Source organism: Gordonia prachuapensis (assembly GCF_036350515.1).
Lineage (GTDB): Bacteria > Actinomycetota > Actinomycetes > Mycobacteriales > Mycobacteriaceae > Gordonia > Gordonia prachuapensis.
This window is the reverse complement of the sequence record NZ_JAZDUE010000012.1, coordinates 130,214-145,563: the sequence shown is the minus strand read 5'-3', so window position 1 is coordinate 145,563 and position 15,350 is coordinate 130,214. Positions and strand designations below refer to the sequence as shown.

Here is a 15,350-nt window from a genome sequence, read left to right as displayed (position 1 = left end):
GTGCACCTACTTGCCGTAGTTGGCCGCGACGCGCTGCGCGATGTAGTCGGCTGCGGTGATGGGTGGGTAGGTGCCGGCGGCGCTCTCGATGAGGACGTCGGTGTTCGCCTGCGCGAAGTAGGCGATCGTGTAGCGCGGTCCGCTGTACTCGCCGCGACGCGGCGCTCGCACGCGGTGGAAGTTCGACGGCAGTCGGTCGTCGGACCAGCGCATCAGCATGTCGCCGATGTTGCAGGTGATCGCGTCGTCAGAGGGCTCCACCGGCGTCCACGCCTGGCCCTGCGCCTCGGCGCCCGGCAACACCTGGAGCCCACCTTGGCCAGAGCGCTGGAACAGCAGCGTCAGGGCATCGAAATCGGTGTGTGCGCCGGCCCGCCAGGCGGTGTCCTCGTCCAGCAGTTCGTCGGGGAACGCGTAGTAGTGCAGCAGCCGCAGGGTGCTCTGGTAGGTGCTCGAAGACGGGTCGTGTGCGCGGGTGAAGAAGTCCCGGTCGAGGCCGAGTTTGTCGGCGAAGCAACTCAGCAGATCCATCGCGAGACGCCAGCACTTGTGCTCGAAATCCTCGATGGTGGCGCGGAATCCGGCCAGCTCGTCCTCGCTCGGCCAGAGCCCGTCCATCCGTGGTCGGGTGAGCTGGTAGGACTCCTTCTGGTCCGGGGTGCCGACCGACGGGCGGACCTGGCTCATGTACTCCCAGCCCGCGTTCTGCCCCTTCTTGAGCGGATACTGCGCCTTCGTCTCCGTCGGCAGGGCGAAGAACTTCGCCGACATCTCGAACGCATGGTTCACCTCGGCCAGGTCGATCCCGTGGTCGACGACCTGGAAGAACCCGATATCGGTTGCCGCGGACCAGAGCTCGTCGGCGATCTGTCCCCGCCGGGCATCGAAGTCGGCCAGGCTGATGCGGCGCACCTCGCGGTCGGTGGTCTCGGTTCCCAATCCACCCATGGCGCGCTCGCGGTGGAGCTCGGTCATCTCCGCTGCGCCCTCGGAGCGGTCGTCGGTGACGGTTTTGATGTCGGACATGGCAATCTCTCTCGTGACGATGAGCCCGCATGCGCTTTTCGACGCGACACCTGAGAGAGAGGACATCGCGGACGCGAACAGCGGGACTCTGACCCGCTGCTACATACGGCCTCGTGCAGTCGAGCATAGGCGACACCCACCGACCGCGCGAACCGAGCGCGCAGGTCAGGCTCACCTAACGGTTCTGGAAGCTCTCCAATTTCTGGACTAGTTCCAGAAAAGACGTTATGGTGGAGTCATGTCGGACAGCCATCAGTTCCATCGACGGCTCCGCGAGGCGGGGATGCGGGTCACCGCGCCACGCCTGGCGGTGCTCGAGATCCTCGATGCGCATCCGCACTCGACGGCCGATTTCGTCGCAACCGGGGTGCGGGAGCACCTGGGCGGGGTCTCGACGCAGACCGTGTACGACGTTCTGCGTGCATGCACCAATCGTGGACTGCTGCGCCGAATCGAGCCGGCGGGTTCGCCTGTCCGCTACGAAACCCGGACCGGCGACAATCACCATCACCTCATCTGCCGGGGATGTGGCGAGATACTCGACATCGATTGCGCTGTAGGAGAAACCGCGTGCCTGGTGCCTGATCGTGATCATGGTTATCGAGTCGAGGAGGCGGAGGTGATCTTCTGGGGACGGTGCCCGAAGTGTCTGAATTCGTCACTTGCCGAAGCGGGTTCAGCGTCCGTATAGAGAGGATGTGACCAAGGAGACTGTTCTCGGAGGAATCATCGAACCATCGAAGTCGTTGAAAAGACAGTAGATCCGAAGACGTGAAGCATCGGCGTGACCATCGCCTGATTGAGCTACCTGAGGAGACATCACATGGCAACAATCGATCCCGTCTACACCATCGCTTCCACCGCGACCGGAGGCGGCCGCGACGGACAGGTCGTGTCGCAGTCCGGCCAGATCGATCTCGACCTCCAGCCGCCGAAGGAGATGGGCGGCAGTGGAGACGGCAGCAATCCGGAGGAACTGTTCTCGGCCGGTTATGCCGCGTGCTTCCTCGGGGCGCTGCGCGCCACCTCGAAACAGGCCGGCTCGCCGGTCCCCGATGACTCGACGGTCACGGTCACCGTCGGGATCGGCAAAGACGAGTCCGACGGTGGATTCGGGCTCGTCGCCACGATCGAGACGTACATCCCCGGCGTCGACGAGGCCAAGGCCAAGGAGCTGACCGAGAACGCGCACGCCTTCTGCCCGTATTCGAAGGCGACCAAGGGGAACATCCAACACAACATCACGGTGCGGGTCTGACCCACACCGTCGCGTACAGCCCACGCAACGAAAGGAGTGGTTTTCGATGACCACCAGCACACCCATCACCAGCACCCTCACCGAGGAACAGAAGGCCGTCACCGGAAAGGCCCTGCAGGACACCGTCGTCGATCTCATCGACCTGACGCTGATCGCGAAGCAGGCGCACTGGAACGTCATCGGGCGCCAGTTCCGATCGGTACACCTCGAGCTCGACGAGCTCGTCTCGGTGAGCCGTGAGTTCACCGACGCTGCGGCCGAGCGCGCCACCGCGATCGGTGTCAGCCCGGACGGCCGCGCCGAGACCGTCGCGAAGACGGCCAACACCAAGGGCTTTGGTGAAGGCTGGACCAAGGACAGCGACGTCGTCACGGCGGTCATCGACAACCTCCAGGCCGTCATCGCCGGTCTTCGCGAGCGGATCGACGCCACCGAGAAGACCGACCCGGTGAGCCAGGATCTCCTCATCGAGATCGCCTCCAAGCTCGAGCAGCTCCACTGGATGTGGCAGGCCCAGTCCGTCTGACCTGCCCCGCGCAACGCCGACACGACCGACAGCCCCGGTCGTGTCGGCGTTGTCATTTCGAGCGTTCGTGCGATAGCCCTTCGTGACGATCCTTCGCAGGCTCCGGATCTCCTCAGGGATCGGGGGTCCTCCCGCTGGTCGAGTAGCCACGTGCGAGCTTGCGAGCCCGAGGCGTATCGAGACCCCCCCCGCACCCACCAATGTGACCGGGCACACTCCGCCACGGCGGCCGCATGTAGCGTGTCAGCGTGGACAGTTGGGCAGTGGTAGTGGGGTTGGGACTGCTCGCGGCGGCCATCGCGGTCGTCGCGTTCGTCAGATATCGACAGGGCGAGACCGCGACGCTGCAGCGCGACGCCGCACTCGCCCGGGAACTGCGAGAGCTCGCCGGGGGCGACGAGGTCCGCCTGGCGTCGGTGGACGAGTTCGAACTCGCCATCTACCAGCGACTCTTCTACGCATCGGTGGTCGGTCCCCGGATTCGTAGCGCCGCGTGGGCGCTGCTCGGCGTCACCCTGTCGGTTGCCGCTGCCCTGGCGGCCGCGGCCGGCGACGGGGTTCTCCACACAGTGGTGCAGATCGCCGCACTCGTCCTCGCCGCGATCTTCGCGCTGGCCACCCTCACCTACGTGGCCATGGCGGTCGTCCACGCGGCGACGACACCCCGTGTGTCATTTGCCGAGTCGTACGCCGCCGCGGAGGAGCGCGCCGCGGAGGCCTGAACGTCGCGAACGATCGGCGAGATCGGCGGTGCTGATCAGCGCGCCGCGAAGCGACGACGATACGCGGTCGGTGTCACCCCGACGGCGATGTTGAAGTGATGGCGGAGCAGAGTCGCCGAGGCGAACCCGACGCGGGCCGCGACGTCCTCGACCGGCAACGTGGTCGTCTCCAGAAGTCGACGCGCGTGCAGCACGCGCTGTTCGGTGAGCCAGCGGTGGGGTGACACCCCGACCTCGTCGACGAACCGCCGCGCAAAGGTGCGCGTCGACATGTGCATCCGGTCCGCCAGTTCGTCGACCGTGATGTCGGAATCGAGGTGTTCCACCATCCAATCCAGCACGGCGGCGAACCCGTCGGATTCGCACGCGGGTATCGGCGCCTCGACGAACTGTCGCTGACCACCGTCGCGATGCGGCGGCACGACCATGCGCCGAGCGATCTTGTTGGCGACCTCGGGTCCGAACTCCTCGCGCACCAGGTGCAGCGCGGCGTCGATCCCGGCAGCGGTTCCGGCGCTGGTGGTGATCGGACCGTCGTCGACGAACAGCACATCGGTGTCGACGATCGCCTTCGGATACATCCGCGCCAGTTCGGCACCGAATCGCCAGTGCGTGGTGCACCGGCGGCCGTCGAGGAGGCCGGCCGCCGCGGCGGCGAACGCCCCCGAGCACACGGTGAGCACGCGGCCACCGTTGTCGACGACGGTGTTCAGGGTCTTGAGCACCTCGGGTGGGAAATCCGGGCCGACACTGCCACCGGGGATCGCGACCAGATCCGCGTCGAGGCAGTCGTCGAGCGAGTGTGGCGGCACCACGGACGCTCCATGTCCGATGCTCAGTGCGACCCCGGGCTCGGGCGACGCGATCAGGAACTCGAACGGCGGGACCCCGTCGTCGGTGCGATCGAGGCCGAACACCTCGTTGATCACGCCGAACTCGAACAGCGCGACCTTGCGATAGAGCAGCACGGCCACCTTGGAAAGCACGTCACCACTATGGCAGAAAATTTGCGAGCATTGTCAATCAAGCCACTTATGGCGTGAAGTTTTCGAGAACATACTTTCTGTCATGACAGCTCTCATCCTTCTCGCGCTCCTGATCCTCGTCCTCTCGCCGATCGCGATCCGCATCCAGCGACCCGCGTCGCGGCCGGCGGATCTCCTCCATCCTCGGTTCGACCGCTCCACCGGGGCGCAACGACTGCACGACGACGTCGTCCTGCATCATCTGCAGCACCGCGACAGCGCCTGATCGGCGGATCCGGCTGCGGACCGCCGGTCGGGGTGCAAGAATTCGGTTCACCCAGGACACCCCGACGTTCACCCCGGTGTGGCGCAGCAATGCCGCCGCCGTCGTCGCGCGTCGTCACCTGACCAGGAGGACCGCGATGACGATGGCCATGGACGATCTGGCGACCGGCCCCAATCCGGCGCACCGCGCCGACCCGATCGACATCCTGCTCGCCCAGGCGCAATCGCGTGTGGCCGAACTGATTCCGGTCCGCCACGCCCGGATGTCGGCGACGCCCTTCACGTTCTACCGCGGTGCGGCAGCGGTGATGTCCGCCGACCTCGCGGCCACCGCCCACTCGGGGGTGATGACCCAGCTGTGTGGCGATGCGCACCTGAGCAACTTCGGGGTGTTCAACACGCCCGAACGGCGGATGATCTTCGACCTCAACGACTTCGACGAGACCGCGCCGGGGCCGTTCGAGTGGGATGTCAAGCGACTGGCGGCGAGTTTCGTGGTCGCCGGACGACAGAACGGGTTCGGCGAGAAGGCCACCCGCAAGCATGCGCGGGAAGTCGCCAAGTCCTACCGGAAGTGGATCGCTGCGAGCGTGCAGCAGTCGACGATGGACTGCTGGTACGCGCGTGTCGACACCCAGGAGATGATCACCGAGATCGGTTCCGTGCTCGACACGTCGCGGGAGGAACGCGCGGTGCGGGGACTCCGTAAGGCGCAGCATCGCAACAGCGTGCGATCGGTGAGCAAGCTCTGCACCATCGGAGACGACGGCACGGTCCGGTTCCGCAGCGACCCGCCACTGCTGGTCCCGGTCAGCGAGATCTTCAACGGTCCACACGCCGACGTCCTGGCCGACCGAGTCGATCAGCGGCTGCGGGACTACCGTTCGATGTTGCCCGACCACATCCGGGCGTTGTTCGACCAGTTCGCGATGGTGGACGTCGCGCGAAAAGTGGTCGGGGTCGGCAGTGTCGGCACGCGGTGCTGGGTCGTGCTGTTCCACGGCGCCCGCAATGACGATCCATTGTTCCTGCAGGTCAAAGAGGCGCAGAGGTCGGTGCTGGACGACTTCATCCCCACGCAGCAATACCCGAACCAGGGTCAGCGCGTCGTCGAGGGTCAACGGTTGCTGCAGGCCGCCAGCGACCTCTTCCTGGGCTGGACCTCCGGCTTGGACGAGAACGGCGAGAAGCGGGACTTCTACGTCCGGCAGTTGCGGGACGGCAAGGGGTCGGTGGTCATCGAGGCGCTCACCGAGGAGGAGATGAAACTCTACGCGCGACTGTGTGGTCGCACGCTCGCACAGGCGCACGCGCGCACCGGCAGTCGCCTCGACATCGCCGACTACCTCGCCGGGGCGAAGGCCTTTCCCGACGCGATCGCCGACTTCTCGCTCGCCTACGCCGATCTCAACGAGCGCGACCACGCCATGATGCTCGACGCCATCCGCAGCGGCCGGATCGAGACACGCGACCTCGTCTGAGTCGTGACAAGGTGTGGTGGACAGCTCCGCCACGAGAGTCCGACACCGAGAGGCGCACATGACCGACGATGCTCTCCGCGAACGGGTCCAGGGTCTGATGCCGCAGGCGCAGTCCGAACTCGCCGAGATGGTGGCCTTCGAATCCGTCTACGATCCCACCGGGACACCGCCCGAGGGCTGCGACCGGATGGTCGACTGGCTCCTCGACACCTTCGGCGAGCTCGGCTTCGACGACGTCGAGTCCCACGTCACCGCCGACGGCAGCAAGGCGGTGACCGGGCATCTGGCGGGTCCCGACGACGCGCCGACGGTCCTGCTGTACTTCCACCACGACGTGCAGCCGCCGCTCGGGGCCGACGAATGGGATTCGCCGGTATGGGAACTCACCGAACGCAATGGTCGCTGGTACGGGCGCGGCGCCGCCGACTGCAAGGGCAACATCGCGGTACACCTCACCGCATTGCGCGCCCTCGGGGGTGACCTGCCGGTCAACGTGAAGATCGTCGGCGAGGGCTCGGAGGAGCAGGGCAGTGGCGGGATGGAGGACTTCGTCCCCCGCAACCCCGACCTGCTGCGCGCCGACGCCATCATCGTGGCCGATTCGGGCAACTTCGAGATCGGGCGGCCGAGTCTGACGACCAGCCTGCGTGGTGTCGCCAATGTGATCGTGACCGTCGAAACCCTTGCCTCGGCAATGCATTCGGGCATGTTCGGCGGTGCTGCGCCGGATGCACTCGCCGCCTTGATCGCCATGCTGGCCTCCCTGCGTGACGAGAACGGCAACACGACGGTCCGCGGTCTGGATTCCACGGAGACCTTCGACGGTGTCGAGTACCCGGTCGACGCTTTCCGCAGGGACGCCGGCGTACTCGACGGTGTCGACGTCATCGGCTCCGGGAAAGTGGCGGACATGGTGTGGGCGCGGCCGGCAGCGACCGTGCTCGGCATCGACTGCCCGCCGGTCGTCGGGTCGTCGGCGGCGGTGCAGCCCCGGGCCCGTGCGCGCATCAACCTGCGGGTGCCGCCGGGCATGGACGCCAAAGTGGCTCAGCAGGCGCTGGTCGACCATCTCACCTCGGTGGCCCCATGGAACGTCCGGGTCACGATCGAGCCGGAGGCCTCCGGCTCGCCGTTCTCCGGGACGACGTCGGGGCCGGGGTACGACACGATGGTCGACGCGATGCAGCGAACCTATGGTTCCGAGGTTCTGCTGATGGGCCAGGGTGGGTCGATCCCGCTGTGCAACGTCTTCGCCGAAACCTACCCCGAGGCGGAGATCATGCTGCTCGGTGTGGAGGAGCCGTCGTGCCTCATCCACGCGCCGAACGAGAGCGTCGATCCGGGCGAGATCGAGAACATGGCGATCGTCGAGGCGATGTTCCTCAGAGAGTATGCGCGTCGGGCCGCGCGCTGAACTGTTCGACGAGAAGATCTTTCAACTGCGGGCGACTCGCCGCGACCAAGGTGAACATCGCCTCGCGGGCCAGCCGTTCGGGGTGAGCGCCGCGGAGCAGTCCGCGCCCGCCATCGGCCGCGATGAGGGCCGCTGCGGCATCGACGGCGAGTTGGGCACCGGCGGCGCGCGCGTCGATGAGGGCGTCGTGGTCGGTGATCGCGGCATCGAGGCGGACGCGTACCGCGCTGCCTCGTTCCCGCAGTCCCCGCGCCGCGGTCGAGTGCCCGATCTCGTCGAGGATCGCGGTGCACCGCCGCACGATGCCCAGTGGCAGCGTGCCGTTGATCCGGAGCCCGATTTTCTGGGTGGCGAAGAAATCATCGTGGCCGATCCGGCTGACGATCCGGTCATCGGGCACCACCAGGTCGTCCACCGCGAGCGCCACCGTTCGGGTCGCATCCGCGACACCGAGATGCAGGGGAGTCATCGCGATCTCCGACGACGGCTGGTCGACCGGCAGGATCGCGGCGATCACATCGTCGGAGTCGACATCGCGGGCGGAGATCTGGAGCAGATCGATGACGCCCCACCCGCTGACGAAGGGCGCGTACCCGTTCAGTCGCCACCCGCCGTCGACCCGCGTGGCGCGCATGCGCGGTGGGGTCGGCACCGCGCCCGCGTAGGCGACCCCGGCACGCAGCTCGCCGGTCATCGTCGGCGCGAGCAGTTCGTCGCGCAGCTGGGCGTTCGAGGTGCCGGCCAGCGAGATCACCACGCCGTGATGCTGCAGCCAGGCGAACACGGTGGGCAGGCATCCGCTCGCCATCACCTCCTGGATCTCGAGCACCTGATACAGCTCGAGGCCGGGGCCGCCGGACTCCACCGGAGCCGCGATGCCGAACAGCCCGGCGTCGGCGATCGCGGTCCAGTGCGAGTCCGGGATGGCCCCGGTGCGGTCGACCTCCGCGGCGGCCGGGAAGAGCATGTCATCGGCGATGCGGTACGCGCTCTCGACGAGCTGCGCGCGTCGCGCCTCGGGGTCGATGCTCACCCGGCCAGCCTACGGGCCGAGCAGGGTCAGATCGTGCAGAGCGGCGAGTAGTCGGTGCGGCCCCCGGTCGTCGGGGAGACCAGGAAGATGCATGAGTTGAACCCGGCCTTCTCGACCTCGCCGCGCAGCATCTTCAGCGTCGCCGTGGACACGACCGGCTCGCGGGAGAGCACGAAACCGGACAGCCGTGACGGGTCGCCGACGATCGCGAATTCGTACGGATCGGTCGGGGTGTCACCCTCGCCGACCCAGGTGACGATGTAGTTCGGTGCGCCACCCGGATTGATGCTCACGGGGACCTGCGGGAACGACACCGACAGCTGGGCGTTGGTCACCGGGTCGACGACGTCGGCCTTGCCCTTGACCCCGTTGGTCTGGCCGGTGAACGTGGTGCAGGTGTTCTCCACGCCGATGGTCGTCGCATCGATCACCGTGTAGTTGGCCTTGGTGTCCTTGGCGCAGTTCAGATTGAAGAACGCCGGGATCGCCGCGAGTTGCCACCACGAACCGAGATACCGCTCGGTGTCGAGTTTCGGGATCGGCTGCAGCGGGGCGGCCGACGCCGCGCCGCTGCCGGCGACCAGCGCGCCGATGGCGAGGCCGATGGTGACGAGCACGGTGAACAGGGGTCGGATCGTGCGGGTGATGCGCATCTTGCGGCTCCGTTCGGTCAGTGGATGAACGCTGGCCATTCGGAGACACACCGTTGTCGGATGGGTCTTCTCCTCGTGGGTCGGCGCACGGGATCTCGATACGCGTGCTCGCTGTCGCTCGCCCGCTACTCGATCAGCGGTTGGGGCGCGGGTCTTCTCCTCGCTACTCGATCAGCGGTTGGGGCGCGGGTCTTCCCCTCGGTGATCGAGTAGCGGTTGGGGCGCGGGTCTTCCCCTCGGTGATCGAGTAGGTGACGAGCGGCAGCGAGGAGCCGTATCGAGATCTCGTGCGGTGCGCCGCTACTCGATCAGCGGGGGGCGGTCAGTCGACGTTCGACGGCTTCCAGGTCGCGACCGCCCAGATAACGATGAGGTCGAGCGCGATGATCAGGATCGCCCACAGCGGGTAGTAGGGCAGCCACAGGAACTGGGCGATGATCGAGATCGACGCGATGACGATCGCCGAGATCCGGGCCCAGTCGGCGCCGACGGCGAGACCGCCGGCGACGACGATCGCCAGGATGCCGATGATCAGGTGTATCCAGCCCCACGTGGTGAGATCGAACTGATAGACGTATTCGGCGCCGACGACGAACAACTCGTCATTGGCGAGCGCGGAGATCCCCTGGAACACAGCGACGAGACCGGCGACGAACAGCAGCGCGGCCGCGACGATGGAGATGCCGAACGCAAAGCCTTCCTTGACGCCGTAGTCGATCTCCTGATCAGGCGTGCTCATGGCGGTTTCCTTCCGATACTTGTGATGAATCTGAGGCCCATGTGTCGGAAAGCAACTGTAGTGGGCAGAGGTCGACGGAACTCTGAATTCGTGCATACGGGACGTCACGGCTTCGTCACGGTGTGATGCCGTGGATGGCCCGCTGACCAGCCGATTTAGCCCCACAGGGGGCGTGGGGGTAAGCTATCGCAGGCTACACACGGGGTGTGGCGCAGCTTGGTAGCGCGCTTCGTTCGGGACGAAGAGGTCGTGGGTTCGAATCCCGCCACCCCGACGCAAGGTTGAGATTGCAGAAGAGGCCCTGACCAGGGATTACCCGGTCAGGGCTTCCTCGTCTGAGCGGTCAGGGACGGATCTCGTACACCGCGTTGAAACCGGTCTGCGCTGCCTGGCGGAAACGGGTGAATCCGGCGTCGGTGGCGATCTCGCGGACCGCACTCTCCCCGGCTTGGGCCCCGAGCGTGTATCCGCCCGGCTGGGACAGGCTGTTGGGCAGGCACAGGAAGGTCGATGCGCTGTAGAACAGCCGACCGGCCGGGTTGAAATTCTCCTCGACGACATCGGATGCGTACGGCTCCACCAGCAGCCACGTGCCGTCGGGCGCGAGCGCCTCCCGCACGCGGTGGGCCGCGCCGAGCGGATCGCCCATGTCGTGGAGGCAGTCGAACATCGCGATCAGGTCGTAGCCGTCGCCGGTGAACTCCTGTGCCGTGGCGATCTCGAAGCTCACCTGGCTGGCGAGTCCGGCATCGGCGGTTCGTTTGCGCGCCAGCGTGATCGACTCGGTGTGGTAGTCGAAACCGACGAAAGTGCTCATCGGGTACGCCGCGGCCATCAGCCGGGTGGACGATCCGAGGCCACAGCCGATGTCGGCAACTCGCGCGCCTGCCAGCAGCTTCTGCTCGACACCGTCGAGGGCCGGAATCCAGGTCGGCACGAGGTCGGCGACGTAGCCGGGGCGATAGAAGGCGTCGCAACCGACGAAGACGTCCTCGTGGTGCTCATGCCATCCGACTCCGGCGCCGGTGCGGAACGCCTCGGTGATCTTCGGTTCCGCGCGCAGCGTTCCCATCGCGGTGAGGAACGCCGCCGGCACGTTCGGTCCGTCCGGATCGGCCAGGCAGAAAGCCTGTTCCGCGGTCAGCGAGAACCGGCCCGACGGCGGGTCGTAGCTGACATAGCCGCCGGCCGCCTGGCCGCGCAGCCATTCGGTGAGATACCGCTCGTGACATCCCGTCCGCGCGGCGAATTCGGCCGGGGTGGCGGCGCCGTCGGCGAGTGAGCGGTAGAGGCCGAGACGCTCACCGATGACGACCGATCCGGCGGCATCGGTCGCCGCCATGTCGGCAACCACTTGATTCATGAACTCATGCACCTTGTCGGGGTCCATGTCCTTCTCCTTTCTCGTCGCCGGTCGTTGTGGGTGGCGACGGAACACAACGATGCGCACCGCCCCTGTCATGGCGCTGCCATCCGCTATCGTCAGACTCGCACCAGGACATTCGCCCTGGTCAGTGGATCGCTGAGAAGTGGGGCGTGATGGCAGGCGAAGGCATCGGGTCGCTGCACGTCGGGCTGCTGGGTCCCCTTCGCGTGATCATCGACGACGACGTGATCGACGTCGTCGGCCCGAAGCGTCGAGCAGTCCTCGCGATGCTGGCGGCGGCGGAGGGGCACGTCGTGCCCGTCGGGGAACTCCTCGATGCACTCTGGCCCGCAGACCTACCGGAATCGGGGCGACAAGCCCTGCAGAATCACGTCTCTCGGCTGCGTGGACAACTCGGTGCGGCCGCCCACCGCCTGGAGACCCTGCCGTCGGGCTACCGGCTGGTGCTCGCCCGCGACGAACTCGACGTGACGCAGGCCCGTGCCGCGCTCGAGTCCGCTCGCGCGAATCCGGCCGAAGCCTTTGCGGTGCTGCGGGTCGCGGACGATCTCTGGCGGGGACCCGTGCTGACCGACCTCCTCGATGTCGGGCCGATCGCCACCGCCGCAACAGGATACGAACTGCTACGACGTGACATCGGTGACGAGTTGGTCGCCGCTGGCATCGCGGCAGGCCGGGCCTCCGACGTGCTGTCCCGCGCTGCGGCGTCCGCCGCGGCCGAACCCCTCCGCGAGCCGACCGCGATCCTTCACATGCGTGCGCTGGCGGCGACCGGTGATGTGCCCGCGGCGTTGGAGGCGGCGCGAGCGTTCCGGCGGCGGCTGGTCGACGACACCGGTCTCGACCCATCGCCCGCCCTGCGCGAGGCCGAGCACGAGATCATCTCGGCGGCTGCCGGTTCCGTCGAGCCGCAGCCGAGGCCGCAGGTGCGGACACATCCGCGACTGATTGGTCGGGCCGCGCAGGTGAACAGCCTGCAGACCTTGCTCGGCCGGGAGCGGTTGGTGAGCATCGTCGGACCGGGTGGGATCGGCAAGACCAGTGTGGCAAGGGAAATCGTCGCCCATAGAACCGATGCCGCAGTCCTCCTGTTGGCGTCGGTCACCGACCCGGCATCCATTCCCTACGCGTTGGCGGAGGCATTGAACGTGAAGGTGGAGCGTGGCGACGTGCTCTCCGCATGTCTCGCAGTACTCGGGCAACAACCCGCATTGCTGGTCGTCGACAACTGCGAGCATCTGCTCGATCCGGTGCGTGACGTGGTGTCCCGAGTACTCGAGACATGTCCCGAGACAACGGTTCTCACCACGAGCAGGGAGGCGCTGGGCCTTCCGGTCGAGTACGTGGTGCGACTCGCGCCGCTGTCCCTGCCGAGACCCGACGAGGATCCCACGGGTGCGCCGTCGGTTCAGTTGTTCATCGAACGTGCGCAGCGGGTACGTCGCGGTGCCACACCGACATCCGGGCAGGCTCGTACCATCGCCGACATCGTCGCGCGCCTCGACGGGATGCCCCTGGCCATCGAACTCGCGGCGGGGCGATTGTCGTCGTTCTCCCTCGACGATCTGTCCGCTCGACTGGACCGGTCGCTTGATCTGCTCGGGGGCGGTCGTCCCACTGTCGACGCACGCCACCGGACCCTGCGTGCGACGGTGGCATGGTCCTATGACCTGCTCGGAGAGAACGAGCGCGCGTTGTTCCGGCAGCTCTCGGTCTTTCCCGACGGGGTGAGCCTGCAGACAGCGGAACAGCTGGCAGGCGACCTCAACCTGTCGGCAGGCGCCGACGAGGTGCTCGCGAGGCTGGTCGAGACATCGATGCTGGAGGTGTCCTTCGACGGCCCGACGCGGTACCGCATGCTGGAGACGTTGCGGGCGTACGGGATCGACCGCCTCGACGCGGCGAATGAGCTCGGGCCGGCCACCGAACGCCTGCGGCACTGGGCCGTCGAACAGTGCAGAACCATCGGACGGCTCATCGCGTCGGATCAGGAGAGCGTCGGCGACCAGATGGTTCGGCGCGAACTGGCCAACCTGCGGGCCGCGTGGCAGTCGGTTCGCAACACCTCGGTGATCGACGACGCCGCCGCCATGGTGTGCCCCCTGTACGACGCCATCGCTTACCGCGACCTGATGGAGCTACGGCAGTGGACCCTGGAACTCGCGGACGACCCGGCGCTGGCCGGGCATCCACGCGCCGGGGTGGTGCTCGCCGCCGCCGCCGAGACCACCTACCACCAGGGTGACTTCGCGCGCGCCGCGCGGCTCGCGGAGTCGGCGCTGGCGGCAGCGGACGGTGTCGACAAATGGGTCGCACTCGCGGTGCTGTCGGTGGTCGATCTTGCGCGCGGGGCGTGGGACGCCTGCATCGAACACGCCCTCGCCGCATCGGCCTTGATCGGTGGACGGGATCTCCTGGGTATCGCCGCGCTGGCACGGGCCTACTCAGGTGACCTGGCCGGAGCGAAGCGACTGAACGAACGCGGTGCCGCGCAGGCCGTGGCACCGTCGATGCGGTCCTGGGCGGCCTACGTGGACGGAGAGATCGCGGGATGTGCCGGTGACGGCGATGCCGCCCAGGCGCATTACCTCGTGGCGATCGACCTCGCCGAGCAGTGTGGCGCAACGTTTCTCGTCGGCGTGGCGTCAGTGGGGTTGCAGTCCGCGCGCGCCGCGTCCGGGCGCACCGACGAGGCCCTGCGGGGATACCGCGACGTGATCGACTACTTCACCAGGACCGGTAATTGGACCCATCTGTGGACCACACTGCGCAACCTGGCCGGACTCCTGCGCGACCTCGGTGACGCGACCACCGCATCCCTGCTCTCCGACGCCGCCGACGCCGCACCCGATGCCCCGACCGTGGCCGGCGCGGAGCAGAGAACCACACTGCCGAAAACCGGATCGCCGCAAGAAGTCACCGACCGTACTGAAGTGCTACGTGCTGCCCGCGAATCCATCGATCGGCATCTGCGACACTCGTGACCGGCAGATCGGAGATCGTGCCGGACCCGTACACCCGGTGATCGACATATGTCTCCTCGGCGATCCACGCCGCGTACTGCGCATCCCCAGTTCCTCGATGAGAGCGGATGTCTGGGTCTCCTGCGCCGCCAGTGCCCGGACCTTCAGGTCGACGACGTCGTCGTCGAGGGGCAGGTCCACGGCGAGGCTCTCGGAGGGATGCACCACCGGAAAGCCGGGTAGGTAGACGCCGAGCCGCTCGTTGAGTTCGCCCCAGCGGGCGTTGCGGTTCTCCGACACCGCCGCATACATGAGTCGTGTTCCGGGTGCGGCCGTGCGCGCGAAAGCCGCAGTCGCCCAGGACGAGACGGTGCGGTGGTCCGGGTGGCCGGTGAATCCGTCCGGCCCGAACGTCAGGATCGTGTCCGGCCGGACGTCGTCGATGATCTCGCACAATTGCGCCACCGCAGCGCCCTCGTCAGCCGCGGCGCAACCACCGTCACGGTAGGCGAGCCAATGATGTTCGGTGACGCCGAGGACAGCCAGACAGCGGGCCAGCTCGTCGGTTCGGGTCCTCGCCAGTCGGAGCTTGGGCCATCGCAGGTTGTCGGCGGTGCCGAGCTCGCCACGGGTGGCGGTCACACACACCACTCGCGACCCGGCTCGTCTGGCGATGGCCATCATGCCGCCGGCCAGGTAGGCCTCGTCGTCGGGGTGCGCCCAGATCCCGAGAATGGTGCCGAGTTCGGTCACCCGGGAAGTCGTGTCGATCATCATTCTTCCTCGATCAATCGGATGCCCCGATCGTCGAGGTACGGACTCGCACGGTGCTAACGCTGCGCTGTCACGGTCTCATGGAAACGTTCACCGGGTGTGATCCGCCGGTGACGGATCACAC

15 protein-coding genes and 1 tRNA gene are annotated in these 15,350 nt (G+C 67.1%); 9 read left to right on the top strand and 7 right to left on the bottom strand.

Translation table 11 applies throughout. From position 1 onward, the window contains the following. Nucleotides 1-6: 6 nt before the first annotated feature. On the bottom strand, nt 7-1,026 hold the full coding sequence (locus V1Y59_RS15515; protein ID WP_330505856.1) for an isopenicillin N synthase family dioxygenase: 1,020 nt from the start codon (nt 1,024-1,026) through the stop codon (nt 7-9). Nucleotides 1,027-1,264: 238 nt separating this feature from the next. Between V1Y59_RS15515 and V1Y59_RS15510 the strand changes: the two genes are divergently transcribed. The 4 genes from V1Y59_RS15510 to V1Y59_RS15495 all read left to right on the top strand — a co-directional run bounded on the left by V1Y59_RS15510 (nt 1,265) and on the right by V1Y59_RS15495 (nt 3,532). Next, nucleotides 1,265-1,717, top strand: coding sequence for a Fur family transcriptional regulator (locus tag V1Y59_RS15510; protein ID WP_330505855.1), 453 nt, complete (start codon nt 1,265-1,267; stop codon nt 1,715-1,717). A 132-nt stretch (nt 1,718-1,849) separates the two neighbouring features. Then, complete coding sequence (locus V1Y59_RS15505; RefSeq protein ID WP_330505854.1) at nt 1,850-2,284, top strand: organic hydroperoxide resistance protein; 435 nt, start codon at nt 1,850-1,852, stop codon at nt 2,282-2,284. Nucleotides 2,285-2,330: 46 nt separating this feature from the next. Then, the gene (locus V1Y59_RS15500) at nt 2,331-2,810 is read left to right on the top strand and encodes a Dps family protein (protein WP_330505853.1); all 480 of its coding nucleotides are present in this window, start codon (nt 2,331-2,333) and stop codon (nt 2,808-2,810) included. Nucleotides 2,811-3,058: 248 nt separating this feature from the next. Then, entirely contained in the window at nt 3,059-3,532 is a 474-nt protein-coding gene (locus V1Y59_RS15495) for a hypothetical protein (RefSeq protein WP_330505852.1), read from the top strand. Between the two features lie 35 nt (nt 3,533-3,567). Here V1Y59_RS15495 and V1Y59_RS15490 read toward each other — a convergent pair whose 3' ends face one another. Then, entirely contained in the window at nt 3,568-4,518 is a 951-nt protein-coding gene (locus tag V1Y59_RS15490) for a GlxA family transcriptional regulator (RefSeq protein ID WP_330505851.1), read from the bottom strand. Nucleotides 4,519-4,600: 82 nt separating this feature from the next. On the opposite strand from V1Y59_RS15490, the gene V1Y59_RS15485 reads away from it, so the two are divergent. From V1Y59_RS15485 to V1Y59_RS15475, 3 genes are all read left to right on the top strand, one after another. After that, entirely contained in the window at nt 4,601-4,783 is a 183-nt protein-coding gene (locus V1Y59_RS15485; RefSeq protein ID WP_330505850.1) for a hypothetical protein, read from the top strand. Nucleotides 4,784-4,919: 136 nt separating this feature from the next. Beyond that, nucleotides 4,920-6,263, top strand: coding sequence for a DUF2252 domain-containing protein (locus V1Y59_RS15480; protein ID WP_330505849.1), 1,344 nt, complete (start codon nt 4,920-4,922; stop codon nt 6,261-6,263). A gap of 58 nt (nt 6,264-6,321) precedes the next feature. Next, a complete protein-coding gene (locus tag V1Y59_RS15475) occupies nt 6,322-7,677 on the top strand; it encodes a dipeptidase (RefSeq protein ID WP_330505848.1) in 1,356 nt (451 codons plus the stop codon). Here V1Y59_RS15475 and V1Y59_RS15470 read toward each other — a convergent pair. From V1Y59_RS15470 to V1Y59_RS15460, 3 genes are all read right to left on the bottom strand, one after another. After that, nucleotides 7,646-8,704, bottom strand: coding sequence for an acyl-CoA dehydrogenase family protein (locus V1Y59_RS15470; RefSeq protein WP_431309186.1), 1,059 nt, complete (start codon nt 8,702-8,704; stop codon nt 7,646-7,648). The two genes, V1Y59_RS15475 and V1Y59_RS15470, sit on opposite strands and share 32 nt — an antisense overlap. Before the next feature lie 32 nt (nt 8,705-8,736). Next, complete coding sequence (locus tag V1Y59_RS15465) at nt 8,737-9,363, bottom strand: lipocalin family protein (RefSeq protein WP_330433748.1); 627 nt, start codon at nt 9,361-9,363, stop codon at nt 8,737-8,739. 322 nt (nt 9,364-9,685) lie between these two features. Next, entirely contained in the window at nt 9,686-10,102 is a 417-nt protein-coding gene (locus tag V1Y59_RS15460; RefSeq protein ID WP_330505846.1) for a DUF7144 family membrane protein, read from the bottom strand. A gap of 200 nt (nt 10,103-10,302) precedes the next feature. Here V1Y59_RS15460 and V1Y59_RS15455 point away from each other — a divergent pair. Next, nucleotides 10,303-10,376: transfer RNA gene (locus tag V1Y59_RS15455), tRNA-Pro, on the top strand. A 69-nt stretch (nt 10,377-10,445) separates the two neighbouring features. On the opposite strand, the gene V1Y59_RS15450 is transcribed toward V1Y59_RS15455, so the two are convergent. Next, on the bottom strand, nt 10,446-11,492 hold the full coding sequence (locus tag V1Y59_RS15450) for a class I SAM-dependent methyltransferase (protein ID WP_330505845.1): 1,047 nt from the start codon (nt 11,490-11,492) through the stop codon (nt 10,446-10,448). 149 nt (nt 11,493-11,641) lie between these two features. Here V1Y59_RS15450 and V1Y59_RS15445 point away from each other — a divergent pair, with 149 nt between their 5' ends. After that, complete coding sequence (locus V1Y59_RS15445) at nt 11,642-14,473, top strand: AfsR/SARP family transcriptional regulator (RefSeq protein ID WP_330505891.1); 2,832 nt, start codon at nt 11,642-11,644, stop codon at nt 14,471-14,473. Here V1Y59_RS15445 and V1Y59_RS15440 read toward each other — a convergent pair. Further along, entirely contained in the window at nt 14,426-15,229 is an 804-nt protein-coding gene (locus tag V1Y59_RS15440; RefSeq protein WP_330505844.1) for a PIG-L family deacetylase, read from the bottom strand. The genes V1Y59_RS15445 and V1Y59_RS15440 overlap by 48 nt on opposite strands. Between the last annotated feature and the right edge of the window lie 121 nt (nt 15,230-15,350).

Bases quoted from the DNA above. Each gene is read 5' to 3' on its own strand.
- V1Y59_RS15515 (WP_330505856.1), bottom strand. From the start codon at position 1,026: ATGTCCGACATCAAAACCGTCACCGACGACCGCTCCGAGGGCGCAGCG.
- V1Y59_RS15510 (WP_330505855.1), top strand. From the start codon at position 1,265: ATGTCGGACAGCCATCAGTTCCATCGACGGCTCCGCGAGGCGGGGATG.
- V1Y59_RS15505 (WP_330505854.1), top strand. From the start codon at position 1,850: ATGGCAACAATCGATCCCGTCTACACCATCGCTTCCACCGCGACCGGA.
- V1Y59_RS15500 (WP_330505853.1), top strand. From the start codon at position 2,331: ATGACCACCAGCACACCCATCACCAGCACCCTCACCGAGGAACAGAAG.
- V1Y59_RS15485 (WP_330505850.1), top strand. From the start codon at position 4,601: ATGACAGCTCTCATCCTTCTCGCGCTCCTGATCCTCGTCCTCTCGCCG.
- V1Y59_RS15480 (WP_330505849.1), top strand. From the start codon at position 4,920: ATGACGATGGCCATGGACGATCTGGCGACCGGCCCCAATCCGGCGCAC.
- V1Y59_RS15475 (WP_330505848.1), top strand. From the start codon at position 6,322: ATGACCGACGATGCTCTCCGCGAACGGGTCCAGGGTCTGATGCCGCAG.
- V1Y59_RS15465 (WP_330433748.1), bottom strand. From the start codon at position 9,363: ATGCGCATCACCCGCACGATCCGACCCCTGTTCACCGTGCTCGTCACC.
- V1Y59_RS15460 (WP_330505846.1), bottom strand. From the start codon at position 10,102: ATGAGCACGCCTGATCAGGAGATCGACTACGGCGTCAAGGAAGGCTTT.
- V1Y59_RS15450 (WP_330505845.1), bottom strand. From the start codon at position 11,492: ATGGACCCCGACAAGGTGCATGAGTTCATGAATCAAGTGGTTGCCGAC.
- V1Y59_RS15445 (WP_330505891.1), top strand. From the start codon at position 11,642: ATGGCAGGCGAAGGCATCGGGTCGCTGCACGTCGGGCTGCTGGGTCCC.
- V1Y59_RS15440 (WP_330505844.1), bottom strand. From the start codon at position 15,229: ATGATGATCGACACGACTTCCCGGGTGACCGAACTCGGCACCATTCTC.